26 protein-coding genes are annotated in these 25,483 nt (G+C 58.0%); 12 read left to right on the forward strand and 14 right to left on the reverse strand.

Annotation, left to right across the window (positions count from 1 at the left end):
* Positions 1–3: 3 nt before the first annotated feature.
* Both CHN51_RS14220 and CHN51_RS14225 read right to left on the reverse strand, forming a co-directional pair.
* Complete coding sequence (locus CHN51_RS14220; protein WP_100094609.1) at positions 4–996, reverse strand: aldo/keto reductase; 993 nt, start codon at positions 994–996, stop codon at positions 4–6.
* Positions 993–2,213 carry a cation:dicarboxylase symporter family transporter gene (locus tag CHN51_RS14225; protein WP_100094610.1) on the reverse strand — a complete coding sequence of 407 codons (1,221 nt, stop codon included), beginning with the start codon at positions 2,211–2,213 and terminating at the stop codon, positions 993–995. Before CHN51_RS14225 ends, CHN51_RS14220 begins: the two co-directional genes overlap by 4 nt.
* A gap of 172 nt (positions 2,214–2,385) precedes the next feature.
* Here CHN51_RS14225 and glmM point away from each other — a divergent pair, with 172 nt between their 5' ends.
* Genes glmM through CHN51_RS14245 form a run of 4 tightly spaced genes read left to right on the forward strand, consistent with a single transcriptional unit; the run spans position 2,386 to position 5,241 of the window.
* A complete protein-coding gene (gene glmM, locus CHN51_RS14230; RefSeq protein WP_100094611.1) occupies positions 2,386–3,726 on the forward strand; it encodes a phosphoglucosamine mutase in 1,341 nt (446 codons plus the stop codon).
* Positions 3,726–3,917: a hypothetical protein gene (locus CHN51_RS14235; RefSeq protein WP_100094612.1), complete on the forward strand. Its 192-nt coding sequence runs from the start codon at positions 3,726–3,728 to the stop codon at positions 3,915–3,917. The genes glmM and CHN51_RS14235 overlap by 1 nt, the downstream gene beginning before the upstream one ends.
* Positions 3,914–4,687, forward strand: coding sequence for a bifunctional hydroxymethylpyrimidine kinase/phosphomethylpyrimidine kinase (thiD, locus tag CHN51_RS14240; protein ID WP_240616741.1), 774 nt, complete (start codon positions 3,914–3,916; stop codon positions 4,685–4,687). The genes CHN51_RS14235 and thiD overlap by 4 nt, the downstream gene beginning before the upstream one ends.
* Entirely contained in the window at positions 4,684–5,241 is a 558-nt protein-coding gene (locus tag CHN51_RS14245) for a ribonuclease HII (RefSeq protein ID WP_100094614.1), read from the forward strand. The genes thiD and CHN51_RS14245 overlap by 4 nt, the downstream gene beginning before the upstream one ends.
* Here the strand turns inward: CHN51_RS14245 and CHN51_RS14250 are convergent.
* Positions 5,238–6,269 carry an acyl-CoA desaturase gene (locus tag CHN51_RS14250; RefSeq protein ID WP_100094615.1) on the reverse strand — a complete coding sequence of 344 codons (1,032 nt, stop codon included), beginning with the start codon at positions 6,267–6,269 and terminating at the stop codon, positions 5,238–5,240. The two genes, CHN51_RS14245 and CHN51_RS14250, sit on opposite strands and share 4 nt — an antisense overlap.
* A 331-nt stretch (positions 6,270–6,600) precedes the next feature.
* On the opposite strand from CHN51_RS14250, the gene CHN51_RS14255 reads away from it, so the two are divergent.
* Together CHN51_RS14255 and folP are read left to right on the forward strand one after the other, a co-directional pair.
* Positions 6,601–7,752, forward strand: coding sequence for a site-specific DNA-methyltransferase (locus tag CHN51_RS14255; protein ID WP_100094616.1), 1,152 nt, complete (start codon positions 6,601–6,603; stop codon positions 7,750–7,752).
* A 12-nt stretch (positions 7,753–7,764) separates the two neighbouring features.
* Positions 7,765–8,898, forward strand: coding sequence for a dihydropteroate synthase (gene folP, locus CHN51_RS14260; protein ID WP_100094617.1), 1,134 nt, complete (start codon positions 7,765–7,767; stop codon positions 8,896–8,898).
* Positions 8,899–9,190: 292 nt separating this feature from the next.
* Here the strand turns inward: folP and CHN51_RS14265 are convergent, their stop codons facing one another.
* The 3 genes from CHN51_RS14265 to CHN51_RS14275 all read right to left on the reverse strand — a co-directional run bounded on the left by CHN51_RS14265 (position 9,191) and on the right by CHN51_RS14275 (position 12,186).
* Complete coding sequence (locus CHN51_RS14265; RefSeq protein WP_100094618.1) at positions 9,191–9,766, reverse strand: hypothetical protein; 576 nt, start codon at positions 9,764–9,766, stop codon at positions 9,191–9,193.
* Positions 9,767–10,069: 303 nt separating this feature from the next.
* Positions 10,070–10,924, reverse strand: coding sequence for an archaetidylserine decarboxylase (gene asd / locus CHN51_RS14270; protein WP_100094619.1), 855 nt, complete (start codon positions 10,922–10,924; stop codon positions 10,070–10,072).
* Positions 10,925–10,944: 20 nt separating this feature from the next.
* Positions 10,945–12,186, reverse strand: a complete 1,242-nt coding sequence (locus CHN51_RS14275; protein ID WP_100094620.1) for a threonine ammonia-lyase — start codon at positions 12,184–12,186, stop codon at positions 10,945–10,947.
* 75 nt (positions 12,187–12,261) lie between these two features.
* Between CHN51_RS14275 and CHN51_RS14280 the strand changes: the two genes are divergently transcribed.
* The 4 genes from CHN51_RS14280 (at position 12,262) to CHN51_RS14295 (ending at position 16,191) form a co-directional block, all read left to right on the forward strand.
* Positions 12,262–13,134 carry an NAD(P)-dependent oxidoreductase gene (locus tag CHN51_RS14280; RefSeq protein ID WP_100094621.1) on the forward strand — a complete coding sequence of 291 codons (873 nt, stop codon included), beginning with the start codon at positions 12,262–12,264 and terminating at the stop codon, positions 13,132–13,134.
* Between the two features lie 14 nt (positions 13,135–13,148).
* Positions 13,149–14,819: an amidohydrolase gene (locus CHN51_RS14285; RefSeq protein ID WP_100094622.1), complete on the forward strand. Its 1,671-nt coding sequence runs from the start codon at positions 13,149–13,151 to the stop codon at positions 14,817–14,819.
* A 200-nt stretch (positions 14,820–15,019) separates the two neighbouring features.
* Positions 15,020–15,259: a hypothetical protein gene (locus tag CHN51_RS14290; protein ID WP_100094623.1), complete on the forward strand. Its 240-nt coding sequence runs from the start codon at positions 15,020–15,022 to the stop codon at positions 15,257–15,259.
* Positions 15,260–15,426: 167 nt separating this feature from the next.
* On the forward strand, positions 15,427–16,191 hold the full coding sequence (locus CHN51_RS14295; RefSeq protein WP_100094624.1) for an arginyltransferase: 765 nt from the start codon (positions 15,427–15,429) through the stop codon (positions 16,189–16,191).
* 81 nt (positions 16,192–16,272) lie between these two features.
* Here CHN51_RS14295 and CHN51_RS20220 read toward each other — a convergent pair whose 3' ends face one another.
* The 3 genes from CHN51_RS20220 to arfB form a co-directional block, all read right to left on the reverse strand.
* The gene (locus tag CHN51_RS20220; RefSeq protein ID WP_240616742.1) at positions 16,273–17,613 is read right to left on the reverse strand and encodes an RcnB family protein; all 1,341 of its coding nucleotides are present in this window, start codon (positions 17,611–17,613) and stop codon (positions 16,273–16,275) included.
* Between the two features lie 161 nt (positions 17,614–17,774).
* Positions 17,775–18,260, reverse strand: coding sequence for a GAF domain-containing protein (locus tag CHN51_RS14305; RefSeq protein ID WP_100094625.1), 486 nt, complete (start codon positions 18,258–18,260; stop codon positions 17,775–17,777).
* A 124-nt stretch (positions 18,261–18,384) separates the two neighbouring features.
* On the reverse strand, positions 18,385–18,783 hold the full coding sequence (gene arfB / locus CHN51_RS14310) for an alternative ribosome rescue aminoacyl-tRNA hydrolase ArfB (RefSeq protein ID WP_100094626.1): 399 nt from the start codon (positions 18,781–18,783) through the stop codon (positions 18,385–18,387).
* A 365-nt stretch (positions 18,784–19,148) separates the two neighbouring features.
* Here arfB and CHN51_RS14315 point away from each other — a divergent pair, with 365 nt between their 5' ends.
* Positions 19,149–19,856: a response regulator transcription factor gene (locus CHN51_RS14315; protein WP_100094627.1), complete on the forward strand. Its 708-nt coding sequence runs from the start codon at positions 19,149–19,151 to the stop codon at positions 19,854–19,856.
* 73 nt (positions 19,857–19,929) lie between these two features.
* Here CHN51_RS14315 and CHN51_RS14320 read toward each other — a convergent pair whose 3' ends face one another.
* The 5 genes from CHN51_RS14320 to CHN51_RS14340 all read right to left on the reverse strand — a co-directional run bounded on the left by CHN51_RS14320 (position 19,930) and on the right by CHN51_RS14340 (position 23,822).
* Positions 19,930–20,697, reverse strand: coding sequence for a metallophosphoesterase family protein (locus tag CHN51_RS14320; RefSeq protein WP_100094628.1), 768 nt, complete (start codon positions 20,695–20,697; stop codon positions 19,930–19,932).
* 107 nt (positions 20,698–20,804) lie between these two features.
* Positions 20,805–21,986: a saccharopine dehydrogenase NADP-binding domain-containing protein gene (locus CHN51_RS14325; protein ID WP_100094629.1), complete on the reverse strand. Its 1,182-nt coding sequence runs from the start codon at positions 21,984–21,986 to the stop codon at positions 20,805–20,807.
* A 54-nt stretch (positions 21,987–22,040) separates the two neighbouring features.
* Positions 22,041–22,595, reverse strand: coding sequence for a dCTP deaminase (gene dcd / locus CHN51_RS14330; RefSeq protein ID WP_100094630.1), 555 nt, complete (start codon positions 22,593–22,595; stop codon positions 22,041–22,043).
* Positions 22,596–22,614: 19 nt separating this feature from the next.
* Positions 22,615–23,292 (reverse strand): GH25 family lysozyme, encoded by a 678-nt coding sequence (locus CHN51_RS14335; protein WP_100094631.1) that lies wholly within the window; start codon positions 23,290–23,292, stop codon positions 22,615–22,617.
* Between the two features lie 47 nt (positions 23,293–23,339).
* Complete coding sequence (locus CHN51_RS14340) at positions 23,340–23,822, reverse strand: UPF0262 family protein (protein ID WP_089134646.1); 483 nt, start codon at positions 23,820–23,822, stop codon at positions 23,340–23,342.
* Positions 23,823–23,973: 151 nt separating this feature from the next.
* Here CHN51_RS14340 and CHN51_RS14345 point away from each other — a divergent pair, with 151 nt between their 5' ends.
* The gene (locus CHN51_RS14345; RefSeq protein WP_100094632.1) at positions 23,974–25,473 is read left to right on the forward strand and encodes a replicative DNA helicase; all 1,500 of its coding nucleotides are present in this window, start codon (positions 23,974–23,976) and stop codon (positions 25,471–25,473) included.
* Positions 25,474–25,483: the final 10 nt, after the last annotated feature.

Consider the following 25,483-nt stretch of genomic DNA (forward strand, 5'->3'; position numbering starts at 1 on the left):
GCGCTAGAGCCGGACCATCGACATCATGGTCTCGCCGTAGCGAGGGCCGGCAGTGCCGCCGACCGGCGCTGCGGCTTCCAGCTCGTCGAGATCTGCTTCGGTCAGCTCAATATCGACCGCGGCCATGCTGTCTTCGAGCGTCGCCCGCCGTTTCGAACCGGGGATCGGTACGATGAAATCGTCCTGGGCCAGCAGCCATGCGAGAGCAATCTGCGCGGGTGAGCAGTGATGCCGGTCGGCAACCGTCTTGACGACATCGACCAGTTTCATGTTGAGCGCGAAATTCTCTTCGGAATAGCGCGGATCGTTCCGGCGATAGTCATCCTCGGGAAGATCCTCGCGGCTGCTGATTTGTCCGGTCAGAAAACCGCGACCCAACGGGCTATAAGGCACGAAGCCGATATTCAGGTCCTGGCAGACGGGCAGAATATCTTCCTCGACACCCCGTTCCCACAGCGAATATTCGGACTGCAAAGCGGCGATCGGGTGGGTGGTATGCGCCTTTTTCAGCGTAGCCGCTCCGGCTTCGGACAGGCCAAGATAGCGGACCTTGCCCTCTGTCACCAGCTCGGCCATTGCGCCGACCGTGTCCTCGATTGGCACATTGGGGTCGACGCGGTGCTGGTAGAAAAGATCGATTGTATCGATGCCCAGCCGCATCAGTGACCCTTCGCAGGCTTTTCGGACATTGGCCGGGCTTGAATCCACGCCGCGCACCGTACCGTCGTTGATGGCAAAGCCGAATTTGGTGGCGATGACCAGCCGCTCGCGCCGGCCGCGGATCGCCCGCCCGAGCAATTCCTCGTTGATATGGGGGCCGTAGACTTCGGCGGTGTCAAAAAAGGTGACGCCCAATTCGATCGCGCGGTCTATGGTCGCCAGACTTTCGGCGCTGCTCGCCGTACCGTACATGCTCTTGCCAATCCCCGCCATCGGCATGCAGCCGAGACCAAGCGCCGAGACTTCCAGTTCGGGTCCGAGTTTGCGATATTTCATGTCAAATCTCCCTCGCTTCTGGCGATTGTCGCGGTGACGCTCATGTCCGCGCTGACATTGGCGACTGTCCGGATGATATCAGGAAAGGTCTCGATTGCCAAAAGCAGCACCAGGGGTTCGATCGGGACCCCCATCGCGATGCAGATCGGCGCGATCGACGTGATGAAACTGATCGAGCCGGGCAGGCTGACTGCCCCCATGGTCGTGATCGCCGCCACGACCACACCGATCGCGAGGATGCCGACCGACAGTTCAATGCCCATGAGATGGGCGACATAGATGGCCACCGCCAAATTCATACAGGGGCCGGTGGCGCGAAACAATGCAACCGAGATCGGCAGGACGACATCGGCGGAGCGGTCACCGACGCCCAGGGTCTTGACGCCGCTCACCATCGCCGGCAGCGAAGCGAGGGAGCTTTGCGTGGATATCGCTACCGCCTGCGCCCGAGCCGAAGCCTTGAAAAAGGCGACGGGTCCGCGCTTCGCGCCGACATAAGTCAGAACATAGCTGAAAATCCAGATCACCATCCCGATGCTGCTGACGATCAGTACATAATGCGCCAAGGCCCCGAAGGCAGCGAGTCCGGCATTGGCGCCGACGCCCAGGGCAAGGGCGAAAACGCCGATCGGTGCCAGCGCCAGAACCCACTGGATCAGGATCAGCAGCGCATCGGCGAGGGCATTGAAAAACTGGTCCAGCATCATCCTTTGCACGTCGGGCAGGCGGGTGATCGCAAAGGCAAAAGCCAGCGCGAATATCATCAGCGGCAGCACCGCATCCTCGGCTGCTGCGGCTATGGCATTGGTCGGGATCAGGGCGCGGAGAAATTCACTGAACGGCGGGACTTCTCCTGGCGGTCCGGCAGTCCCGAGGGCAGAGCGCAACGCCGCTGCCGCATCGCCGTCAAGCGGGAAAAATTCGAGCAAGGCCGGTGTCAGCAGCGCTGCCATGGCCGACGAACACCAGAGAATGAATATCATGAACAGGATCGCGCGGGCGGTCATCCTTCCGGCGCGGGCCATGGATGCGGCCTTGCCGATGCCGACGACGAGCAGGGTGAAGACAAGCGGAATAACCGTCATGCGCAGGGCATTGAGCCACATGTTACCGACGACATCGGCGGCCTCGACCAGCAATGCGCTTCTCGGGCCGACAAAGAGTCCGATCAATATGCCTAGAATCAGGGCAACCAATATGATCAGCGCTTTTTTCAATGGTCCATCCCTTTGTCTTTGCCGAGCGGACCATCAACCATGGCGGGCTGGTGCTGGCAAGGGGTGATTATGTGTAATTTTTGCTATCGTTTCCATTCCCTCTTGGTCTCCAGCCAATCCATCGGCTAGAGAAAGGCGCAACGGGCGCGATCTTGGTGGGAAATAAGTGGATATGATGAAGAAGTTTTTCGGTACCGACGGGATACGCGGCCTGACCAACAAACATCCGATGACGGCAGAGATCGCCATGAAGGTGGGGCAGGCCGCCGGGCGGCATTTCCAGCGCGGCGATCATCGTCACCGGGTGGTCATCGGCAAGGATACCAGACTGTCCGGCTATATGATGGAAAATGCGCTGGTTGCCGGCTTTACCAGCGTCGGCATGGATGTCGTTCAGGTCGGGCCTTTGCCGACACCCGCTGTTGCCCTGCTGACCCGTTCGATGCGCGCCGATCTCGGGGTGATGATTTCGGCCAGCCACAATCCCTATTATGACAATGGGATCAAGCTGTTCGGTCCGGACGGGTTCAAACTGTCCGACGAGGATGAATTTACCATTGAAGCCTATCTGGAAGACGAGGCAAAGCTGGCCCCGGCGGCTGATATCGGCCGCGCCAAACGGTTCGAGGATGCGCGCGGGCGCTATATTCACGCGGTCAAAATGTCCTTGCCCGACCATATCCGGCTGGACGGCCTGAAAATCGTTTGCGATTGTGCCAACGGCGCCGCCTATCAGGTGGCGCCTTCCGCGCTATGGGAACTGGGCGCCGAGGTTGTGACGCTCGGGATCAGTCCCAATGGTCTCAATATCAACGACAAATGCGGGTCGACGGATGTCGCAACCTTGCAGGAAACTGTCGTCGCATCCGGCGCGCATATCGGTATCGCGCTGGACGGGGATGCGGACCGCTTGATCGTGGTCGATGAAAAGGGCCAGGTGGTCGACGGCGACCAGCTGATGGCTCTGATCGGCTGGAGCTGGAGCCGGAACGGGTTGCTCCGCGGGGACGGAATTGTTGCCACGGTGATGTCCAATCTCGGGCTGGAAAGATTTCTCAACGCGCAGAATCTCGATCTCGTGCGAGCCAAGGTCGGCGATCGCTACGTTCTGGAGGAGATGAAAAAGGGCGGTTATAATGTCGGTGGCGAGCAGTCGGGGCATATGATCCTGCTCGATCACGGAACCACCGGAGACGGCACCGTTGCAGCGCTGCAGGTGCTCGGTGAACTGGTCGATAGCGGAAAGCCGGCGAGCGAATTGCTGCATCTTTTTGATCCGGTCCCGCAATTGCTCAAGAATGTGCGTTACAGCGATGGCCAGCCGCTCGAGAGCGAAAAGGTCAAGGCGGTGATTGCCGAAGCGGAGAAGGAACTGGCAGGCAGCGGCCGTCTGGTCATCCGTAAATCGGGCACCGAGCCGCTGATCCGGGTGATGGCCGAAGGTGACGACGAGGCTCAGGTCAATGCTGTGGTCGACCGCATTTGCGCGGTGGTAGAGGAAGTTGCTGGCTGATGCTGGGTTTTCTCGACGCCATGGACGCCAGAACCATTGTGGCCATGGGCCTGATCCTGCCGGTCCTCGTGACGCTGCTCCTCTATATTTTTGCGCGCGGTTTTTTCCGCCGCTTCTGGCTTCCCATCATTTTGATCGCGGGCGCTTTTGAATGGTTCCTGATCGTCCAGGTCGGGCCATTATTCCTGTGACCGCTAACTGCCCACGGATATTGTCGATTGCCGGCTCGGACAGCGGTGGCGGGGCCGGCATACAGGCGGACATCAAGACCATCACCATGCTCGGTGGGCATGCAATGACGGCGATCACCGCGATCACCGCGCAGAATACGCTCGGGGTGCAGGCCGTCCACCAGCTGCCGACTGAAATGATCCTGCAGCAGATCGAATCCGTGGTCAGCGATATCGGCGTCGATGCGGTCAAGATCGGCATGATCGGTAGTGCGGCGGCAGCGCTAGCGGTGGCGGACTATCTGCAGAAGCTGGGCATCGCCATTGTCTTCGATCCGGTGATGATTGCGACGAGCGGCAGTATCCTGGCGGATAGCGAGACGATAGCCGCATTCGGCAAACTGATGGACGTGGCATCGGTGGTCACGCCCAATCTGCCGGAACTGGAGGCGCTGGGCGGCAAGGACGAGATTTTGAGCCATGGCTGCCATCTGGTGATCAAGGGCGGTCACGGAGACGGTTCAGTGGTCGTCGACGAACTCTATGCGCCAAGCGGCCTTGTCAGGCGGATCGAAGGGAAAAGGATCGATAGCAGCGAAACCCATGGTACCGGCTGCACCTTCGCCAGCGCGCTGGCGGTCGGTCTCGGCAGCGGCCTCGATCTGAACGCGGCTTTCGAGCAGGCAATCTCCTTCACCCGCATCGCGATACTGGAAGCGCCGGGGCTTGGAGAAGGCAGCGGGCCGCTCGGACACCAGTTTGTGACAGATTTTCAGGATGATGAGCGATGATCGCCGGCGTGGACGAGGTGGGCAGGGGGCCGCTCGCCGGTCCGGTCGTGGCCGCTGCGGTGATCTTGCCGGATGATCACGCTATTGCGGGGCTGGATGACAGCAAGAAGCTGACGGCAACAAAGCGCGCGCGGTTCGAAGTGGAAATCATGGAATGTGCCCGCTTTTCAGTGGCCCAATGTTCCGAGGCCGAGATTGACGAGATCAACATATTGCAGGCAACCATGCTGGCAATGACACGCGCGGTGGAAGGGCTGGATGCCGTCCCCGATCACATATTGGTCGATGGCAACCGCTTGCCGAAATGGACCTATTCAGCCGAGGCGGTGGTCGGCGGGGACGCGCTGCATCCCTGTATTTCCGCCGCCTCCATTCTTGCCAAGGAATTTCGCGACCGGTTGATGATCGATGCCGCAGAGCAATATCCGCAATATGGCTGGGAACGGAACAAGGGCTATGGCACGGCGGAACATCTGGCGGCGCTCAGGCAATATGGACCGACGCCGCTGCACCGCAGAAGCTTCGCTCCGGTCTCCCAGATGGAATTGCTCTAGGCTTCGACTTCCGCGCGTTTTGGCGCGATCTTGCGCTCGGCCAGAACCCATTCGCCGCTCTCGCTTTTGATATATTTGGGCTGGCGGGTGACATTCCACACCAGACCCATTTTCTCGAGCAGCAGCAGGACATAGCCGGCAATATCGATTTCCCACCAGGCCATGCCCTGAAAGCTGGCGCGGGGATGTTTGTGGTGATTGTTGTGCCAGCCTTCGCCGAAGGTCAGCAGCGAGAAGATGAAACTGTTCCGGGCGGTGCCGACGCCCTTGGTGTGGCGCTGTGATCCGACGACATGGGCGTAACTGGAAATACCGAGCGTGATCTGCAGCACCACGAAGGTCCGGAAATATCCGCCGATCAGGATCGTGCCGATCACATGGTCCCAGCCGCCAAACGCTAGACCCCAGACACCGGGAAAGATGATCAGCGAGAAGACCAGCCAGAACCAGCGCGTCTTGTGCAGCCACAGCACGACCTCATTGTCTGCAAGGCCCTTGCCGTAGATGCTCATGTCGGTAACGCAATCGTCCATGAACCAGCCGAAATGCGAGTGGAACATGCCCTTGAGCCTGCTGGTCGGCTTGCCCTTGCCGTCAAGCCAGGGGCTGTGGACGTCGCCAACCTCGTCGCTATGGGCATGGTGCCGCCGGTGGTCTGCGGCCCAGCGCAATACCGAGGACTGGATCGACATTTGCGCCATGGCGCCCAGAATATATTGCATCGGCACCGATGTTTCGAAGGCCTTGTGCGAATAATAGCGGTGGAAGCCGAGCACGATGCCGAGCATCAGCACGATATAGCCGGCGATGAAGGCCGACCATTCGACCCAGCCGGTATCATAGGTAAACATCCACCAGACCGCTGCGATCGAACCAAAAATCTTGGAGCCGAACACGATCGCATATTCCTTGCGTTTCTCCCGGCCAGCCTCGCCGCCGACAATCACACCTGGATGCGGACGGGGTTCATCGCTCTGCTGGGCGATGCCATATTCATGCTGATATTTGTCGCGAAAATTACGTGCCATTTGTTCACCGGCCCCCGGACTGTTGCGCTTTCGAGCTTTACTATTGATTAAGCATATAGCCTGAACGCCGCTTTTTGTGAACCGAATTTGATTTCGGGCAATTTCCCGATTTTGAACAAATAAACTTCGCGAACGAGTCTTTTGCGTCACACCACTAGGGGTTGAGTCTGGCCCAGCGGCCCTGACTCCATATCTGGTGACGGACTCCTTTCGTTCTCCCGGACAAGTTTCCGTTAACCATTAAGATACGCCTTTAACCTATGTTAACGGCCTTGACCGCGGACGATTTGGGACTCACCACGGGCGCGATCGAAAAAAGGAATTGAGTTTCATGGGGATTATCGAGCGCATTAAGGCGCCCAAAACACGCACCGCGCCAAGCGCTGGAACACGCACCGCAAAGAAGGCTGTCGAGCTGCCACTGGGGCAGATCATGAAGATGGACTGTATCACCGCGATGGCATCGCTGCCCGATGCATCGGTCGATATGGTGTTCGCTGACCCTCCCTATAATCTGCAGCTTGGCGGAGATTTGTTCCGTCCAGAGGGTAGTCAGGTGGACGCCGTGGACGATGCCTGGGACCAATTTGACAGCTTTGCCGCTTATGATGCCTTCACCAAGGCCTGGCTGGCCGAAGCACGCCGTATTCTCAAGCCCGATGGATCCCTGTGGGTCATTGGCAGCTATCACAATATTTTCCGGGTTGGCGCTTCGCTGCAGGACCTCGGCTACTGGATCCTCAACGACATCATCTGGCGCAAGGCCAATCCGATGCCCAATTTCAAGGGCACTCGCTTCACCAATGCGCACGAGACATTGATCTGGGCATCGAAATCGGAAAAATCCAAATATACATTCAACTATCGCGCGATGAAAAATCTCAATGATGAACTGCAGATGCGCAGCGACTGGGTGATGCCGATTTGCGGCGGTCAGGAACGGCTGAAACGCAACGGCACCAAGGCGCACCCGACCCAGAAGCCGGAAGCATTGCTTTACCGCATCATGCTGGCGACGACCAATCCAGGCGATGTTGTGCTCGATCCTTTCTTCGGCACCGGCACGACCGGCGCGGTCGCAAAGAGACTGGGCCGCGAATGGATCGGTTGCGAGAAAGAGGACAGCTATTGCGAAGTCGCCGAACAGCGCATTGCCGAGGCGCTGCCGCTAGACGAAAGCGCACTCAAGACCATGCAGTCGCCCAAGTCCAAACCGCGGGTTGCCTTTGGAACGCTGGTCGAAACCGGCTATCTGAAGCCCGGCGACGAACTGTGCAGCAAGAACCGCAAGTTCAAGGTCAAGGTTCGCGCAGACGGTTCGGTGATCTGGGAAGGTCAGGAAGGGTCGATCCACAAGATCGGCGCAACCGTGCAAAATGCACCAAGCTGCAATGGCTGGACCTATTGGTATTACAAGGACGGCAAGGACCTGAAGCCGATCGACAATTTGCGGCAGACCTATTTGCTGGCTACTGAACCCTGATAGGGGGAAGCCATGGGACAATTGGAAGAATTGGAAGCATGTGGCGCGGGCGCGAGGCTCTATCTCAAGCCCGTCGGCCTGGTCGATAGCCCTCATTGGCATGAAGAGAAAAATCAACGTTTAAACAATAGTTTAACATGGTTTTCTCAGATAGAATATCTGATTGTCGAGGCGGGCAGGGCGAACCGGCGAGGTCTCGTCAACATCACCCAGTGGCCGGAATGGTCGCACGCCCTTCCCGAGCCTTTGGCAATACGCGCTGCCACTTTATTCGCCAATCTGACCCGCAAGCATGACGCACTGCACTGTGGCGAGCGGACGCTTCGCTTCGACCAGCCCCATGTCATGGGCATATTGAACATCACGCCGGACAGTTTCTCCGACGGCGGCAAGCATCAGAATGACCCCGAAAAGGCGGCCGAAGCTGGTCTTGCCATGACGGTCGCGGGGGCGTCGATCCTCGATATCGGGGGCGAAAGCACCAGGCCCGGCGCGGACCCCGTCTGGGAAGGCGATGAAATCAAACGCGTGGTGCCGGTCATCGAAAGGCTGGCCCATTGCGGGGCTGCCATTTCCATCGACACGCGCAAGGCGGCGGTGATGGAGGCAGCGATTGCTGCGGGCGCGCATCTGATCAACGATGTCTCGGCTTTGCTGCACGACAAGAGATCGCTCGAGGTGGCCGGCGTGTCCGGTCTTCCGGTGGTCTTGATGCACGCGCCCTCCAGCGGCAAGGACCCGCACAAGGGCGACGGCTATGGCAATATCGTCACCGATACGCTCGACTGGCTGGAGCAGCGGGTCGCCGAGGTGGTCGCGGCAGGCTTCGAGCGCGACAAGATCATCATCGATCCGGGCCTCGGCTTCGGTAAGTCGCTGACCGACAATCTCGCCCTGATGAACAATATCGCGATGTTCCATGCATTGGGTCAGCCGCTATTGATCGGTGCCAGTCGCAAACGGATGATCGGGGCGCTATCCAAGGAAGCGCCGGTCGACCAACGTCTCGGCGGCTCGATTGCCTTCGCCCATCACGCGGTCCAGCAGGGCGCACAGATCGTCCGGGTGCACGATGTGCCCGAAACGATGCAGGCGCTTCAGATCTGGCGCGGGATGCGCGACGCCGGGGTTACTGCGTCCGTCTAGACTGGATTTCCGAATATTTGGAAAGCGGCCGGCGGTCTTGGTTTTGTTGGATGGCAGAAACTCTGTGGGTAGCCGTCATTGAGACGAGCGACTTCCAATGGAAGCCTCATTCCGAAAGCGCGCATTAGAACTTCCCATCAGTTTCAAGTCAGTTCGACTGTCCTGGATCTCCAGCTATTTAACTCGGCTCGATGGGAGAGAGCTTTTGCAAATTCCGGAGTGGGTCCGGAAAAGCCGGTGGTGCTAATACCGCAGATCGCAAAGTCAGCGACGCTTGTGTCTGAAACATCTCTTATTCTAACATGAGGTAGAACCAGATACTTCCAATAGAAAAAAGAAAAAATGCCACCATCAGCCAGTGGAAAATCATGCGCTTTGTTTTTGTAAGGAACAGAGCAAGCGCAAAGGCAGTGATATCTCCTCCTGTGTTCAACATATATTTGGAAAATGACCACTTTTCAACGATTGCTGTGATGGTCGCACTGAAAACCATCAGGAACAGGAAAAGAGAAAACAGGCCCCAAATCTGACCTCTACTCTCGATATAGAAGTCTTGGAGGTCCAGACCCTCCTGCGGTATTTCATCCGGGAAAACCGATGCAGAAATCAAAAAGAACGTCACGAGTATGAAAACTTGTGGGAGAAATTCCAGAAAGGAAATGGACTCCAAACCGGAGTATTTCAAATAAATCGACCACCACAGATTCAAGATGGAACATAATACGACGAAGCCCAAAGTCGGGACAATCAGATTCCAACGGATTTGGTTTCTGGCGCGCAACATCCTGTGCAGGCTCAAAGAAAGGTCGGCGACTGCCAGCCCGATCAGGATCGAGGAGAACAGGATGATATATTCACTGACTGACATAGGCTGCTCTCTGCTCAGTACGGCATTTTCTATTGTAAATATGGTAATTCGAGATTTGGCAACTTCAAAATGACTTAGCTATCCGACAATGGACCTAAAGGATTGATCGTCACCATCAGATTGCCACTATCGAAAGACTAAACTCCTTACGACATCCTGGTGTTCGCTTTTGGGCGGTGATTTCAACCGGTCGACGCAACACCAGCACCGAACCGCTGGGCCGGTGTTTCATAATCGAGGGTCTTTCTGGGACGCTCGTCAATCTGTCTGACTGCAGCATTTAGCTTTGCTAGTCGATAAGCTTCAAATACCGGGCCGCTGACCCATTGTTTCGCCGAGACGCACCGATCTCTCCGGTGCCCAGTCGGCTGAAAAAGTGATGCTGTTCGGGCGGAACAGCATGACGACCGTAGAACCGAGCAGGAATCGCCCCATTTCCTCGCCCTTCTCGAGCGCGATATTCTGGTCGGTATAGGTCCACTGCCTAATCTTGCTCGCGGGCTTTGGCTTGACGAGGCCGTGCCAGACGGTTGCCATGCTGCCGACGATGGTAGCGCCGACCAGAACCATCGCGAACGTGCCATGTTCCGGTGATTCAAACACACAGATTACCCGCTCGTTGCGCGCGAAAAGATTGGGCACGCCGCGCGCCGTGGCGGGGTTAACGGAAAACAGCGCGCCTGGTACATAGGTCATGCTTACAAGCCTGCCGTCACACGGCATGTGGATGCGATGATAATCCTTGGGCGACAGATAGACATTGGCAAAGCTGCCGTTGCGAAACTCTGCTGCCAGTGCTGAATCATCACCAAGCAACTCGGTCGTGGTAAACGAGTGACCTTTTGCCTGCAGGATATGCTGGTCATCAATAGCGCCAAGCTGACTGATAGCGCCATCCACCGGGCAGGCAAAATCGGCATCCGTGATCGGGCGCGCGCCAGCCTTGAGCGGACGGGTGAAAAAGGCGTTGAAGCTGTTATAGCTGGCGATGTCCGGATTTCCGGCCTCGCTCATATCGACCGCATATTTGCCGACAAACCAGCCTATCAGCCGGGTCGTCAGCGCGCCCCGTTCCGCCTCGGCAATACGGCCGGCAAAGCTCGTAAGCCCACGCTTTGGCAGGATGTACTGGGACGCGACTTTCAATCGTTCGAACAATTTTTCACTCGCATCTGTCGCTAGTCCGCCAGCTCGACCTGCCGGACATCATAGCCGGCCTTGTTGAGATCGACGATCAGGCCTTCCAGCTGTTCGCGATCCTTGGCCTCGCATTCAATATCGGTGATCAGGCCCTTCGCGGGAAGGTTTGTGAAGACCCGCTGGTGATAGACTTCGATGATATTGACTTCATGCTCGGCAAATTGCTTCACGACATTGTAGAGCGCGCCGGGCTGGTCGCGCAAATGCAGGCGGAGGCGGGCGAGGCGGCCCGACCGGGCGAGATCGCGCAGCAGGACATTGGCCAGGAGGCGGGTGTCGATATTGCCGCCACACAGGACCAGGCCGACTTTCTCGCCGGCGAATTTTTCCTTGTTGGCGAGCAGCGCCGCGAGACCGGCGGCACCGGCGCCCTCGACCACGGTCTTCTCGATCTGCAGCAGCAGGCTGACCGCGCCCTCGAGCTGCGCTTCGCTGACCAGCAAAATCTCGTCGACATATTTCTGGATGATCTCGGCGGTAAATTCGGAAGGGTTGCGCACGGCAATGCCCTCGGCGAGCGTGTCGCCGCCGGCGGTCACGGTCTTGCCGGTCAGCCTGCCATACATGCTGGGATAGAGCGCGGCCTGGACGCCGGTCATCTTGATGTCCGGTTTCATGGCGCTGGCTGCGGTTGCCATGCCGGAGAACAGTCCGCCGCCGCCGATCGGGATGATCAGACGGTCGAGATCGGGAATGGCTTCCAGCATCTCGATGGCCACCGTGCCCTGACCGGCCGCGACGTGCGGGTCGTCGAAGGCGTGAATATAGGTGAGGCCGCGCTGCTCGGCGAGTTCCATCGCATGGGCATAGGCTTCGTCATAATTGCCGCCGAATATGACGATTTCGGCACCATGGCCCCGGGTCTGTTCGACCTTCACCATCGGTGTCGTGCTCGGCATGACGATGGTGGCCGGAATGCCGAGATTCTTGGCGTTATAGGCGAGGCCCTGGGCATGATTGCCGGCAGAAGCCGCGATAACACCGGCCTTGCGCTTGCTCTCGTCCATCAGCAGCAGCGCGTTGAGCGCGCCGCGTTCCTTGTAGGCGGCGGTGAACTGCAGATTTTCGAATTTGAGAAAAACTTCCGCGCCGCTCAGCTCGGACAGCGTAATGCTCTTCAGCGTCGGGGTGTGGACGATCCGGTCCTTGATCCGGTCGTGCGCGGCTTTCACATCCTCATGGTCGAACGAGGGAAGGGCGGTTTTCTGCATATCATTCATATCGCCTGTGCCCCTAACGCATCTGGTCATCGAGGGAAACAATGATTATGGCCGTGCAACAGCTTAGGGGATATCATGGCAAAAATTGCATTTATCGGGATCGGTGTGATGGGCGGACCCATGGCCGGGCATCTGGCCGCAGCCGGGCACGAACTCACCGTCTATAACCGGACCAGAGCCAAGGCCGAGGCATGGGTGGCCCAACATGGCGGCGCGATCGCGGACAGCCCGGCCGAGGCGGCACGGGACAAGCAAATCGTGATCACCTGCGTTGGCAATGACGACGATCTGGCATCGGTCACGATGGGGCGTGATGGCGCCTTTTCGACCATGGCTGCCGCGGCCCTGTTCATCGATCACACTACCGTGTCGGCGCGCATTGCCCGGCAATTGTCGGTGGAAGCGGAGGGACGCGGGATCCATGTCGTCGACGCACCGGTTTCCGGCGGTCAGGCCGGAGCGGAAAACGGCACTTTGTCGATCATGTGCGGTGGTAGCGAGGAAGCCTTTGCGGCCGCCGAACTGATCATGGCCGCTTATGCCGGGCGGATCGTCCATGTCGGGCGCACCGGCGCCGGCCAGACCACGAAAATGTGCAACCAGATCGCGATTGCCGGGGTACTCGAAGGTCTGTCGGAAGCGCTGCGCTTTGCCCAGGCCAGCCGGCTCGATCTGGACAAAGTTTATGAAGCGATTTCCGGCGGCGCTGCGCAAAGCTGGCAAATGGACAATCGCTGGGCGACGATGGCCGAAGACAAGTTCGACTTCGGTTTTGCCGTCGACTGGATGCGCAAGGATCTGGGGCTGGCGATCGAAGAGGCCCGGACCAACGGCGCCACCATCCCGGTGGCGGCCTTGGTTGACCAATTTTATGCAGAAGTGCAGGCCGCAGGCGGCGGACGCAATGACACGAGTTCATTGGTTTCCCGGCTTCCGAAAAGAAAATAAAAAAGGCGACTATCATGGGCGGCAGACGGAAAAATCATGGCTGGATATGCGGCGCGATCACGGCGAGCATTTTTCTTGTGCCCGGTATCGCGCAGGCCGACAGCCTGATTGAAAATGTCAATGGCATGACGCTCGACAGCGAGGGCAAGGTCGTCCGTTTTGTCGCGATGCATATCGACGACGACGGCAAAGTGAAACAGCTGCTCAATCGCAAGGACAAGCGGCCGCGCGATGTCGATTTCCAGTTTGACGGCAAGGGGCGTACGCTGATCCCCGGTTTTTTTGATGCGCACGGCCATGTCATGGGCATGGGCTTTGGCGCACTGACGCTGGATCTGTCCGACAGCAGAACGCTGGACGAGGCGCTCGCCAAAATCGCTCGATATGCTGCGGATAATCCGGGCAAGCCCTGGATCATCGGCAATGGCTGGAACCAGGAAATCTGGGGGCTCGGTCGTTTCCCGACTGCGGCGGAACTGGATAGCGTGGTCCCCGACCGTCCGGTATATCTTTCCCGCGTCGACGGTCATGCGGCCTGGGTCAATGGCGCTGCGATGAAGGCCGCAGGTGTCTCAAATTCTTCCAGATCACCCAGCGGCGGCTCGATCGAGAAGGCCGGAGGCAAGCCGACCGGTATTTTTGTCGATGCGGCAATGGGGCTGTTTGAAGCGGCGATCCCGGCACCGCGTCCGGTGGAGCGCGATCTGGCGCTTGCCAAGGCACAGGAAATATTGCTGGCCAACGGCGTAACGTCGATCGCCGACATGGGCACGACGATGCAGGACTGGCAGAGCTTTCGCCGGGCAGGGGACAAGGGCCAGCTGAAAATCCGGATCGTCTCTTACGCCTCGGGTATCGAGGACATGGTCGCCATTGCCGGTCCGGCGCCTTCACCCTGGCTCTATGAGGATCATCTGAAACTGGCAGGGGTCAAATTATATCTCGATGGTGCGCTGGGGTCGCGCGGCGCTCTGCTGAAACAGCCCTATGCGGACAAGCCCGGCGAACGCGGGCTGGCGATGCTTGGATCGGCGCAACTCAAGAATAAAATGAGCCGCGCCGCCATGGACGGCTTCCAGACCGCGGTCCACGCAATCGGCGACAAGGCCAATGACGAGATATTGTCGGCGATCGAGGAGTTGCGGGTCACTTACAAGGGCGATCGGCGGTGGCGGGTCGAACATGCGCAGATCATCGATCCGGTCGATATCGCTCGCTTTGCTGCCAGCGGGACGGTCGCCTCGATGCAGCCCGTGCACCAGACCTCCGACCGGCTGATGGCCGAGGCGCGGCTTGGGCAGGGGCGGCTCGCAGGCGCCTATGCCTGGAAATCGCTTCGCGATTCCGGAGCGGTTCTCGCGTTCGGGACAGATGTTCCGGTGGAATTGCCCAACCCCTTTGCCGGTCTGGCAGCGGCGATGACCCGCGAGGACGCCTCTGGCCAGCCGTTTGGCGGATGGATGCCGGCCGAAAGGCTGAACCGCGAGCAGGCCTGGCAGGCCTATACATATGGTGCGGCTTATGCTGCCTTTGCCGAAGACCGGCTGGGCACCCTGGAGCCTGGAAAAAGGGCGGATTTCCTGATCATCGATCAGGATATCATGCTGGCGACCCCGGCCCAGATCCGGAAGCTCCAGGTTCTGCAGACATGGATCGGGGGCAAGCCCGCATTCGTCCGGGACTGAGCATAAGGAAAAAATGTCCGGAAAAGGGGCCACTTCACGCATTTGATTGCGCGAGATGGTTGCGACGAATCACTAAATAAGATAAATGGCTACGCACGAAGGCTGATTTTTTGAGGAAATCCTTCGGAATTCAACAGGGCGCATGAAAGTTCAGTTTTGAGCTTTTAATCTTTCGACAAGACCTGATTGGAGCATCTTTTATGAAATTCGGTAAACTGGCTGCTAGCCTCGCAGCATTCACTTTGGTTGCCTCACCCGTTGTGGCACAATCGACCAATAGCGTTGCATCGGCTGTGGCTGTACAGCGGACCGATGCCAAGTCTGTAACCCTCGAGAAGCTGGAAGGCGAAAATGGCATATTGATCGCGCTTCTGGCTGCGGCAGCGGTTATCGCCGGTATCATCATCATTGCCGATGATAATGAACCGACAAGCCCCTGAGCTATATTTGACCAAATGGAAAACGGGGCGGTTTTCGCCCCGTTTTTTTTTGGACCCGGTTCGTCCGACTTAATATGAATGAATGTGGTAAATCGCCTTTTCATTTTGATTGTCGCGCTGCATATTGTCCTTGTCGATTCTCAAGAATGTAACAAAAGGCCGGCTTTGTGACTGCACCCGTTCGCTTCCCGCGATTCTTTGTGACAAATCCCAGCCCATGCCCCTATCTGCCCGGAAAGAATGAACGCAAGGTTTTTACCGAACTGAACGGGCCCCATACCGAAGAGCTGAATGACGCGCTCGGCCGGATCGGTTTCCGTCGCAGCCAGAATGTCGCCTACCGGCCCAGCTGTCTGGACTGCAAGGCTTGCGTTTCGGTCCGGGTATTGACCGACGAATTCCGTCCCAGCGCCACGCAGAGAAAGCTGATCCGCCGGAACAGCGATCTGGTGGTCGAAGCCTGCGAGCCCTGGGCCACCGACGAACAGTTTCAGCTGCTCCAGAATTATCTCGCCAAACGCCATCCCGGCGGCGGCATGGCCGAGATGGACGAGATGGACTATTCCGACATGGTCGAACAGTCGCCGGTCAAAAGCTTCGTGATCGAATATCGCGAGCCGACCGATGATGGCAGCAAGGGCCGTCTGGTCGGAGCCTGCCTGACCGATCAGCAGGGTGACGGCCTGTCGATGATCTACAGCTTCTTTGATGCGGACCATGGCGAGCGCGCCGGTCTCGGCAATTATATCATCATGGATCATATCCTGCGCGCCAAGACCGCCGGATTGCCCTATGTCTATCTCGGCTACTGGGTCGATGGCTCGCCACAAATGGAATATAAGGTCCGCTTTCGCCCGCTCGAGAGGCTCGGTCCGGATGGCTGGCAGAGGTTCGATCCCGCCGCGTTGCTGAAGTTGCAATGTCCGAACTGATTTTCCGCTAGCCGATCATGGTTCAAAAAAAGCCTGCCAACCTCATCCGGTTGGCAGGCTTTTTAACTGTTATCGCTCGTGTCAGTCGTACAGGCAGCGCGCCTGCTGACAGCCTTTCAGCGGCACGGCTTTCGGTGCCGGTTTCCAGACTTTCTTCGGCGCCGGCTTCCAGCGCTTCTTCTGCTTCGGCGCCGAATAGACCACTTCTTCCTCGATATAGGTGGTGGTCGTCGTGGTCGTGACCGGAGCGGACTGGATGACAATCGTGGTGATCATCGGCTGGGCCGGCGCATAATAATAGCCCGGGCTATAATAGCCGTTCCAGCCGCTCGGATAGGTCGGATGGCCTTGCGGCGGCAGCGGCCGGCGATGCTGCACCGGTGGATATTCCCGGTGGCTGTTCGGCTGCTGCTGGTCATAGCCATATTGCTTGAGCAGCTTGCGGCAACGATCGGTTCCCTGATCGATCGCCGCACCAGCGACGGCGCCCACTCCGCCACCGATCAGCGATCCGGCGAGGCGGTTGCCGCTACCGGCAATGCGATTGCCGGCAAATGCGCCAATGGCGCCACCCACAATAGCGCCACCGATGCCGCTGCTTTTCTTGCACCGTTCGAGATAGGCGAGATCCTCCGCGCGCTGCCGGTCATAGCCGCGATCATCGGGATAGGGGGCATAATGGTCGGAACGGGCTTCTCTTTCCGAACTCCAGTGCGGCGACATATTGCCGTCACCGATGAAAGTACCGGAATATTCGCCCTGATAGACCTGTCCATCGGCGTCCCGGTAGGTGCCCTGCCATTCGCCCTGGTAGCTGCCGTCTTCGCGATAGGAGCCCTGCCAGTCGCCGCGATAGGTGGACTGGTCGCGGTGGTTATAGGCGCGGGGCGTTGCAACCACTCGGTCATCGCCGGTGAACACGCCGGGATCATAAGCGGCATAGCCGTCACGATAGCCGTCCTGATAGCCCTGATTATAACGGTCCCAATCGACATTATAGCGCGCGTCCTGGACCACGCCGTAGCGGTCGGTCAGCACCGCATCATCATAATAGCGCGACCAGCCATAGCCATAATGCGGCTGGCTAAGACCATAATAGCCGAAATTGCTGATGAAATAGCTTGGCTGGATATAGGTTATGGGAAGGCGGAACCCGCGGTAGGGTTTGCGATAATTGCGATCATAGCCCATCCGGCCACGGCGAACATAGCTGGACGTGCCGCGATGGCCTTTCATCTGGCGCATATTGCCATTGTGCTGCCGGCTTGCTGCCGCCGGGTTCGCCAGGGCGGTCGACGAGGCAAAGCTCAGGTCGACCATTGGTGTCGGTGCTTCCCCCGATGTCGAGTCGATGGCTGCAATGGCCGATCCTGGTGCCACTGCCAAAACACCGGCAATGCCGGTAAGTAAGAGGGTCTTCATGGTTAACAACTCCCTAGTTTCAGACATGCAAGAAGCGTGTCCGACCGAAATTTGGTTAATGAACATTTACCATTTTTCGGGGGCTTTGACCATTAGCCGCTTGTAAAATAGAGTTGATTTAGCGCTTTGTCTCGAAATGGGGCATGTTGGTTAGCGCCAAATTAACCAAGGGCATTAGCAATTGCCCCGATCAGCCGGACCATTCCTGCTTCGTCTTCTACCCCGAAACGGTCGGGCCGCGGACTGTCGAGATCGAGCACGGCGATTACCTTGTCGTCCTTCAGGACCGGAACGACCAATTCGCTCCGGCTGTCGGCATCGCAAGCGATATGGCCGGGAAAGGCGTGGACGTCGGCCACTCGCTGGACCTCGCCGGTTGCCACTGCCGTACCGCACACGCCCGCGCCAATGGCTATCCTGATACAGGCGGTCTTGCCCTGAAACGGGCCAAGCACCAGTTCCTCGTCAATGACGCGGTAGAAGCCGGCCCAGTTTAGCCCGGGCACATATTGCCAGATCAGCGCGGCGATGTTCGCCATATTGGCGATAGCATCGGGTTCGCCGTCGACCAGCGCGGTGGCGAAGGACGTCAGGTCGGCATAAAGTTCTGCCGCGGGTTGGTCCGGATCAATCGAAATATCCAGCATCGGTGATTTTTACCTTTCCGGCTGCGCTTTGGTTAGCGGTGTCTTAACCGTTTCCTATCCGGCAGGCCAGCCTCTCTGGATCCTGCGGACCGGTTTGTCACAAGCGGGTCTGTGGGGCAGGGGTTCAGTCGAGAGACGGTTTGCCGCGCGTCTTCTTGACCGAGGCTTTCTTCTTCTTCGATTCCACCCGTCTGGCCTTGGCGGCTCTGCTCGGGCGGGTCTTGATCCTCCGGGCATCGCGCTGATAGGCCTGTTCGATCATTTCCGCCACGCGGCGCCTTGCTTCTGCCCGATTGGCTTCGCGGGTCCGATATTCCCGCACCGTCAGGACCAGTTCGCCGCCGCTTGTCATTTTGCGGCCGGCCAACGTCCGCAACTTGCGAAAGGCATAAGGCTCGAGCCCGAGCGCATAGATATCGACCCGCATCTGGACCGCGGTCGCCACCTTGTTGACATTCTGGCCGCCAGGGCCGCTGGCGGCAAGAAAGGTCTCGGTGATCGCACTTTCCGGAATATCAACCATATCCGGTTACTAGCCGCATGTGCCGCGAGACGACAGAGCTTGTTGATGAAGCGTGTGATTAGCCGCAAATTCAGTATCGACTTTAAACATATCTGTCACAAATCAGGGCCTCTTCGGGCCCAATCGCGACATTTTTGCCCCCGCAACGGCAAAAAGTTAATTTTTTTTTCGCCATGGGCGGGAGTCCTGAAACGACTCATTTCTGCGGGTTACAGAGTCATTCGACTGCTCGCGACTCGTGCTGAATCCTGCCTTAGGGAAAAATTAACCTTTTACGTTCATTCATCTTATGGTTAATAAATGATCCATCGGGTCGGCACAGTGATCGATCCGGAGCGAGCAATTAAGAAAAAAGGGGCTGCCTGATGCGCGTGCTGCTGATTGAAGATGAACCAACGACCGCAAAAGCTATCGAGCTGATGCTGACGACCGAAGGTTTCAACGTATATACAACGGATCTGGGCGAAGAAGGCCTCGATCTCGGCAAGCTCTATGATTATGACATCATATTGCTCGATCTCAACCTGCCCGACATGCATGGTTATGATGTGCTCAAGAAACTGCGCGTAGCGAAAGTGCAAACGCCGGTTCTCATTCTTTCCGGCATCAGCGAAATGGACAGCAAGGTCCGCAGCTTCGGCTTCGGTGCTGACGATTATGTCACCAAGCCGTTCCACCGGGACGAACTGGTTGCCCGCATCCATGCGGTTGTGCGCCGTTCGAAAGGCCATTCGCAGAGCGTTATCCGCACCGGCAAACTGGCGGTCAATCTTGATGCGAAGACGGTGGAAGTCGATGGCAACCGCGTGCATCTGACTGGCAAGGAATATGCCATGCTCGAGCTGCTCTCCCTGCGAAAGGGCACAACGCTGACCAAGGAAATGTTCCTCAACCATCTCTATGGCGGAATGGACGAGCCGGAACTCAAGATTATCGATGTGTTTATCTGCAAGCTGCGCAAGAAGCTGTCGCTGGCTTGCGGCGGCGAAAATTATATCGAAACCGTATGGGGCAGGGGCTATGTCCTGCGCGATATGGAAGAAGAACTCGCTCCGACCGCGCAGGTCGCCTGAACGGCCCGCAATTCAATATGATCGTCTGCATAGCAGACCGAAAGCGGCGGGACCTCACGGTTCCGCCGTTTTTTTATGAGGCGGTGTCGAGATACCAGCGTTCCGACCCCTGGAGGCAAAGCGCGGTCAGCTTGTCGGAATAATAGGCGCCGGTATCGATACCGATCCGGTTCCCGCTTTCCACCACGTCATCGGTGATCGTGTGGCCATAGACAATCACCTTCTCGTGCGCTTCCTGTGCAGACAGAAAATCCTCGCGGATCCAGCGCAGGTCCTTCTTGCGCTGTTCGGCAATCGGGATGCCAGGGCGGATGCCGGCGTGCACGAATGCATAGTCGCCGATGATCACATGGTCTTCAAATCCCTTGATAAATTCGATATGTTCCTGGCGGAATAGCTCGGGAATGCGTTCGGCAAGCTGGACTATGTCGAGCTCGATATATTCCTTCAGACTGATGTCGTAACTCAGGATCGTCTCGCGTCCGCCGATCCGGTTGAAGAAACGGACGGACTTTTCGTCGCCGGTAGCTGCGGCGAGGTAGACTTCCTCGTGATTGCCCATCAGGAAACGGACATTGCGCAATTGTTCCCTGATCTGCATCGCCGTGTCGAGGACGCCGGCGCTGTCCGGTCCCCGGTCGACCAGATCGCCCAGGAAGATGATCTCGCTGTCCGCCTTGTCCCGTTCGCCGTCATCCTTGATGATCTTGCCGAGCAGTTGCAGCAACAGGTCATTACGCCCGTGGACGTCACCAATCGCATAGATCCGCCGTCCCTCCGGAACGGTCGCGTGATCAAGCGGTCTGGAGGCCTTTTTTCTGCGAAGAAGACGATTCAGCATGATGCTAATAAATTTGTCCTGAAAAGCGGAGTTTCAAGGGTGAAATGACAGAATATTGTTCCGCCCGACAATCCGGCATGAAATGGTCGAGCGAAATTGGTCAGCCGTCAGCTTTCCACAACGAAGCTGAGGCCGGCCTTGGCTTCCAGACGCTTGACCAGCTTCTCGCCCATCAACGCGCCCGGCGTCCAGACGCCACCACTCTTCTTGTTCGCGTCCTGGGCCAGGCAGAGCGCCGATTCCGCGATCATTTTCGAGGTCGAGCCATAGCCGGGGTCCTTGTCGCCCTTGACGCACAGCGCAGCGGTTTCGCCGTCAGCCGTCTCGCCCAGGAACAGGACATCATAATAGCCGTTTTCACGCTGTTCCTTGGTCGGGCCTTCGCCGGGTTTCGGGCCGTCTTCGCCGCCAAGAGGATTGGCTTTGGCCATCATTTCGGCGGCTTTCTTGCCGAGGTCGCCGGGGCTGGTGACGACCATCTCGTCATATTTGAAATCTTCGCCAAAGGGGAAGTCGAGCAGGAAGTTGGTCCGGTGGACATTCTTCGTGTTGATGGCCGCCATGATGAAGGGAGCGACCCAGCTGTCGATGCTCTTGTCATATTTCGGGAGCGTCATATTCGGCTGATCCACGCCCTTGAAGCCGGGGGTCAGGCCAAAGCTGCTCGCCAGAATCTTTACCAGGCCCGGGTTTTTGGCAATCGCCTTCATCGTTTCTTTCAGGCTGGCAGCGGTGCCACCGGAAAATGTGCCTTCCATCGCGCGCACCCGGCCTTTGACCCGGGTTGCTGGCTTGCCATAGCGCTTGTTCATTTCCTTCTGCAGCATCAGCACGCCGAGATCGAAGGGGATCGAGTCGAAGCCGCAGGAGAAGCATATCTGCGCGCCCGATTTCTCCGCCGCTTCCTGATGCTGGTCGATCATCTCGCGCATCCAGCCAGGCTCGCCGCACAGATCGACATAATGGGTGCCATTCTTGACGCAGGCGGCAACAAGTTCGTCGCCATAGAGCTGATAGGGGCCGACCGTGGTCAGCACGACCTTGGTCCGGCTCGCCATCATGTCGATCGAGGCGGCATCATCGGAATCGGCCACGACCAGCGGCGTATCCTTTGGCGCGCCAATGAGATCGCGGACCTCTTCGAGCTTGTCGAGGCTGCGGCCCGCCATCGCCCATTTCGGAGCGTCTTTGCCGATGCCATATTGCTGCGCCATATATTCGGCGACCAGACGGCCAGTGTAGCCGGTGGAACCATAGATGATGACATCAAATTCTTTTGCTACGGACATGACGAGCTCTCCTGCAGATTGTTTAATCGGGGAATTAATTGGTCCTGCTATGGCCTAGAGCTTGGCCAGAGTCACACCTTTTTGCCCCATATATTTGCCCGACCGGTCGGCATAGCTCGTCTCGCAAGGCTCGTTGCCTTTCAGAAACAGAAACTGGCAGGCGCCTTCATTGGCATAGATTTTGGCGGGCAGGGGGCTGGTGTTGGAAAATTCCAGCGTGACATGGCCTTCCCACTCCGGTTCCAGCGGTGTGACATTGACGATGATTCCGCAGCGGGCATAGGTCGATTTGCCGAGGCAGATGACCAGCACGTCGCGCGGTATCCGGAAATATTCGACGGTCCGGGCAAGGGCGAAGCTGTTCGGCGGGATGATGCAGCAGTCGGTCTTGCGGTCGACAAAGCTGTTCTCGGCGAAATTCTTGGGATCAACGACGGCATTGTTCACATTGGTGAAAATCTTGAACTCGTCGGATACCCGCGCGTCATAGCCATAGGAGGACAGGCCGTAGCTGATACATCCCTCGCGCTTCTGGCCTTCAACAAAAGGTTCGATCATGCCGGAATGTCTGGCTTCGTTGCGGATCCAGCGGTCGGATAAAATGCTCATATCGGATTCCTGTTGATACTCATGGACGCACTACGTTCCAGTTTATCGGGCCGTCAACCCCGCTGATCCGGCGCATGTCGGAAGCACGCCACATCACCCATGGCTTGGTGGCATAGTCGGGCGGGAAAAAATTGGCTTCCAGCCAGAAGGTCCGGTCGATCCCGCTGCTAATATTGTACAGTTCCTCGAATTCCCGCGACACCGCGATGATAGCGCGTTTCTCGCTATGCGATTCGATCTGGTTGAGAAAGGTGTTGAGCTCGCTCAGCACCAGGGCGCGACCGGGACGGTCGCCACAGCCATTGTCGAAGGCCAGACGAATGGCGGGCGGCAGCATATTTTTACCGCGCGGTACGGTGGTGACAAACATCGTGGCCTGATCGGTGGCCAGGCGGCAGAGCGAATAATTGTGAAGCGCGCCGTGGCGGATACCGGCTTCCCGCGCGCCCTCGATATTCGCGGCGAAATTCGCGTCACGCTTGTCCGCGCCGGCGGTGGCCTGGATATAGGCAAAGTCGACTCCGGTGGCGCCCGCGACATGCCAGACGATGGTACCATGGCTTTCGTCGACCGAAATTCCCTGCACCGGATATTGGTCGCGGGACGGCGCCCAGCTGACCGCAATATTCCGGAGGATGAAGGCGATGACGAGCAAGGCCACAGCGATCACGGCAAGGCTGATCAGATTTTTTCTCATGTCTCGACTGGCCACCCTGGTTCCCTGATACGCAGCGGAAGAATCACTCAATTCTTGATATGCAATACGCAGATTAATGTGAAGAGACGGCGGGCGGTCTTGAAATCGACATCGATCTTGCCCTCGAGCCGCTCGACAAGCAGTTCCGCGCCCTGGTCGTGAACCCCGCGCCGGGCCATGTCGATGGTTTCGATTTCCGCCGCGCTGGCCTTGCGGATCGCCTGATAATAGCTGTCGCAAATGGCGAAATAGTCGCGGATCGGCCGCCGGAACCGGCCGAGCGCCAGAATCAAAGTCTCCAGCGGTTCGCCATTTTCGCGGCCGATGGAAATTACCAGCCGCCCCTCCTGGACGCTCAGTTGCAACTGATAGGGCCCGGCATAGCCGTCATCATGCTGTTTGAGCGGCTTGAAATAATTGTCCTCGATCAGATCGAAGATCGCGATCCGCCGTTCCTGTTCGATATCGGCGTTGCGCCACAAGATTGTGGCCTCGTCGAGTTCAACGGAGATGATGCGCGGATCGGACATAGCGCCCTGTTGCCGCAGCGCAGGTCTCAGGACAAGGGTTTTTGCGGTGCAGCACGACAAGTGCAAATTTTCCACAGAACTGTCCCCCGCGTTTACCAAATTTTTCTCAGCGGACCCTTGCCGAGAATCGATTCAGGGTGAATGAGGAGCCATGGCCGAATTGATGCGTTTCGAGAATGATGAACATGAAGAACAGCGCCTGCCGCGCAATGTCGAGGCAGAGGCGACTTTTCTCGGCGCGTTGCTGATCGACAACCGGGTCGCCGAAGATGTGCAGACAAGGCTGAGGCCGGAACATTTTTACGAACCGTTGCATGGGCGGATTTACGAGCAGGCGCTGAAGCTTCTCGACAAGAATATGGTGGCCACGCCGGTTACGCTGAAGCCCTATTTCGAGTCGGATGAAGCGATGAAGGCGCTCGGTGGCCCCTCCTATCTCGCCAAGTTGACCGGTGACGGCGCCGGCCTGATCGGGGCCCGGGATTTTGCGAACCAGATTTACGACCTGGCTCTGCTTCGCGAACTGGTCAGTGTCGGGCGCACGCTCGTCGAAAGCGCGCTGGATACCAGCGAGACCGTCGACCCCAAGGAACAGATCGAGGAAGCGGAAACCGCTCTCTACCGGGTGTCCGAAGGCGAGGCGCAAGAAGGCGGCGTGCGGTCGTTCCTGCAGGCTTCGACCGAGGCGCTGAACAATGTCGAGCGGGCCTTCAACAGCGGCGGCAAAGTGTCCGGCATCACCACCGGCCTGACCGATGTGAACGCGAAAATGGGCGGCCTGCACCGAAGCGATCTGCTCATTCTTGCCGGACGTCCGGGCATGGGCAAGACCTCGCTCGCAACCAATATCGCCTTCAACGCGGCAAACCGCTATTTGCGCGACATGAACGACGGAATCGCGCCGGAAGATTCGCTTGGCGCCAAGACCGCTTTCTTCAGTCTGGAAATGTCGGCCGACCAGCTGGCCACCAGGATTCTGTCGGAACAGGCCGAGATCAGTTCGGAAAAATTGCGCATGGGTTCGATCAGCCGGGATGAAATGCACCGGCTTGCCATGGCATCGCGGGATTTACAGGACCTGCCACTGTTCATTGATGACACGCCAGGCCTGACCATTGCCGCGCTGCGGACAAGGGCAAGGCGCCTGCAGAGGCGTCAGGGCATCGGTCTGATTGTCGTAGACTATTTGCAGCTGCTGCAGGGCTCTGGCCGCGCCAATGACAACCGGGTCAACGAAATTTCGGAAATCAGCCGTGGCCTCAAGACTCTGGCCAAGGAACTGCAAGTGCCGGTCATGGCGCTCTCGCAGTTGAGCCGGCAAGTCGAAAGCCGCGAAGACAAAAGGCCGCAACTGTCCGATCTGCGCGAATCCGGTTCGATCGAGCAGGACGCGGATATCGTGATGTTCATCTTCCGTGAGGAATATTATCACATGGCGGTGAAGCCGGACGTGCCCGATGCCAATTCCACGCCCGACCAGATCAAGAAATATGAGGACTGGGAACGCGATCATGTCCAGGCCGAAGGCAAGGCGACGGTCATTGTCGCAAAGAACCGTCAGGGCTCGACCGGGAATATCCAGCTGAGCTTCATCAGCGAATTCACGAAATTCGGTGATCTGGCCTATAGCGAAGGCCCTGACGAATATTAGCCCGAGCGGA

The sequence above is a fragment of the Sphingorhabdus sp. YGSMI21 genome (assembly GCF_002776575.1).
In the GTDB taxonomy this organism is placed as follows: Bacteria; Pseudomonadota; Alphaproteobacteria; order Sphingomonadales; family Sphingomonadaceae; genus Parasphingorhabdus.

Excerpts from the sequence above, each read along its gene's own strand:
- CHN51_RS14305 (WP_100094625.1), bottom strand. The coding sequence starts at position 18,260 with ATGCTGGATATTTCGATTGATCCGGACCAACCCGCGGCAGAACTTTAT.
- CHN51_RS14335 (WP_100094631.1), bottom strand. The coding sequence starts at position 23,292 with ATGAGAAAAAATCTGATCAGCCTTGCCGTGATCGCTGTGGCCTTGCTC.
- CHN51_RS14315 (WP_100094627.1), top strand. The coding sequence starts at position 19,149 with ATGCGCGTGCTGCTGATTGAAGATGAACCAACGACCGCAAAAGCTATC.
- CHN51_RS14280 (WP_100094621.1), top strand. The coding sequence starts at position 12,262 with ATGGCAAAAATTGCATTTATCGGGATCGGTGTGATGGGCGGACCCATG.
- CHN51_RS14285 (WP_100094622.1), top strand. The coding sequence starts at position 13,149 with ATGGGCGGCAGACGGAAAAATCATGGCTGGATATGCGGCGCGATCACG.
- CHN51_RS14255 (WP_100094616.1), top strand. The coding sequence starts at position 6,601 with ATGGGGATTATCGAGCGCATTAAGGCGCCCAAAACACGCACCGCGCCA.
- CHN51_RS14250 (WP_100094615.1), bottom strand. The coding sequence starts at position 6,269 with ATGGCACGTAATTTTCGCGACAAATATCAGCATGAATATGGCATCGCC.
- CHN51_RS14320 (WP_100094628.1), bottom strand. The coding sequence starts at position 20,697 with ATGCTGAATCGTCTTCTTCGCAGAAAAAAGGCCTCCAGACCGCTTGAT.
- CHN51_RS14265 (WP_100094618.1), bottom strand. The coding sequence starts at position 9,766 with ATGTCAGTCAGTGAATATATCATCCTGTTCTCCTCGATCCTGATCGGG.
- CHN51_RS14290 (WP_100094623.1), top strand. The coding sequence starts at position 15,020 with ATGAAATTCGGTAAACTGGCTGCTAGCCTCGCAGCATTCACTTTGGTT.
- CHN51_RS14245 (WP_100094614.1), top strand. The coding sequence starts at position 4,684 with ATGATCGCCGGCGTGGACGAGGTGGGCAGGGGGCCGCTCGCCGGTCCG.
- CHN51_RS14325 (WP_100094629.1), bottom strand. The coding sequence starts at position 21,986 with ATGTCCGTAGCAAAAGAATTTGATGTCATCATCTATGGTTCCACCGGC.
- CHN51_RS14235 (WP_100094612.1), top strand. The coding sequence starts at position 3,726 with ATGCTGGGTTTTCTCGACGCCATGGACGCCAGAACCATTGTGGCCATG.
- arfB (WP_100094626.1), bottom strand. The coding sequence starts at position 18,783 with ATGGTTGATATTCCGGAAAGTGCGATCACCGAGACCTTTCTTGCCGCC.
- glmM (WP_100094611.1), top strand. The coding sequence starts at position 2,386 with ATGATGAAGAAGTTTTTCGGTACCGACGGGATACGCGGCCTGACCAAC.
- CHN51_RS14340 (WP_089134646.1), bottom strand. The coding sequence starts at position 23,822 with ATGTCCGATCCGCGCATCATCTCCGTTGAACTCGACGAGGCCACAATC.
- folP (WP_100094617.1), top strand. The coding sequence starts at position 7,765 with ATGGGACAATTGGAAGAATTGGAAGCATGTGGCGCGGGCGCGAGGCTC.
- dcd (WP_100094630.1), bottom strand. The coding sequence starts at position 22,595 with ATGAGCATTTTATCCGACCGCTGGATCCGCAACGAAGCCAGACATTCC.
- CHN51_RS20220 (WP_240616742.1), bottom strand. The coding sequence starts at position 17,613 with ATGAAGACCCTCTTACTTACCGGCATTGCCGGTGTTTTGGCAGTGGCA.
- CHN51_RS14220 (WP_100094609.1), bottom strand. The coding sequence starts at position 996 with ATGAAATATCGCAAACTCGGACCCGAACTGGAAGTCTCGGCGCTTGGT.
- CHN51_RS14275 (WP_100094620.1), bottom strand. The coding sequence starts at position 12,186 with ATGAATGATATGCAGAAAACCGCCCTTCCCTCGTTCGACCATGAGGAT.
- CHN51_RS14345 (WP_100094632.1), top strand. The coding sequence starts at position 23,974 with ATGGCCGAATTGATGCGTTTCGAGAATGATGAACATGAAGAACAGCGC.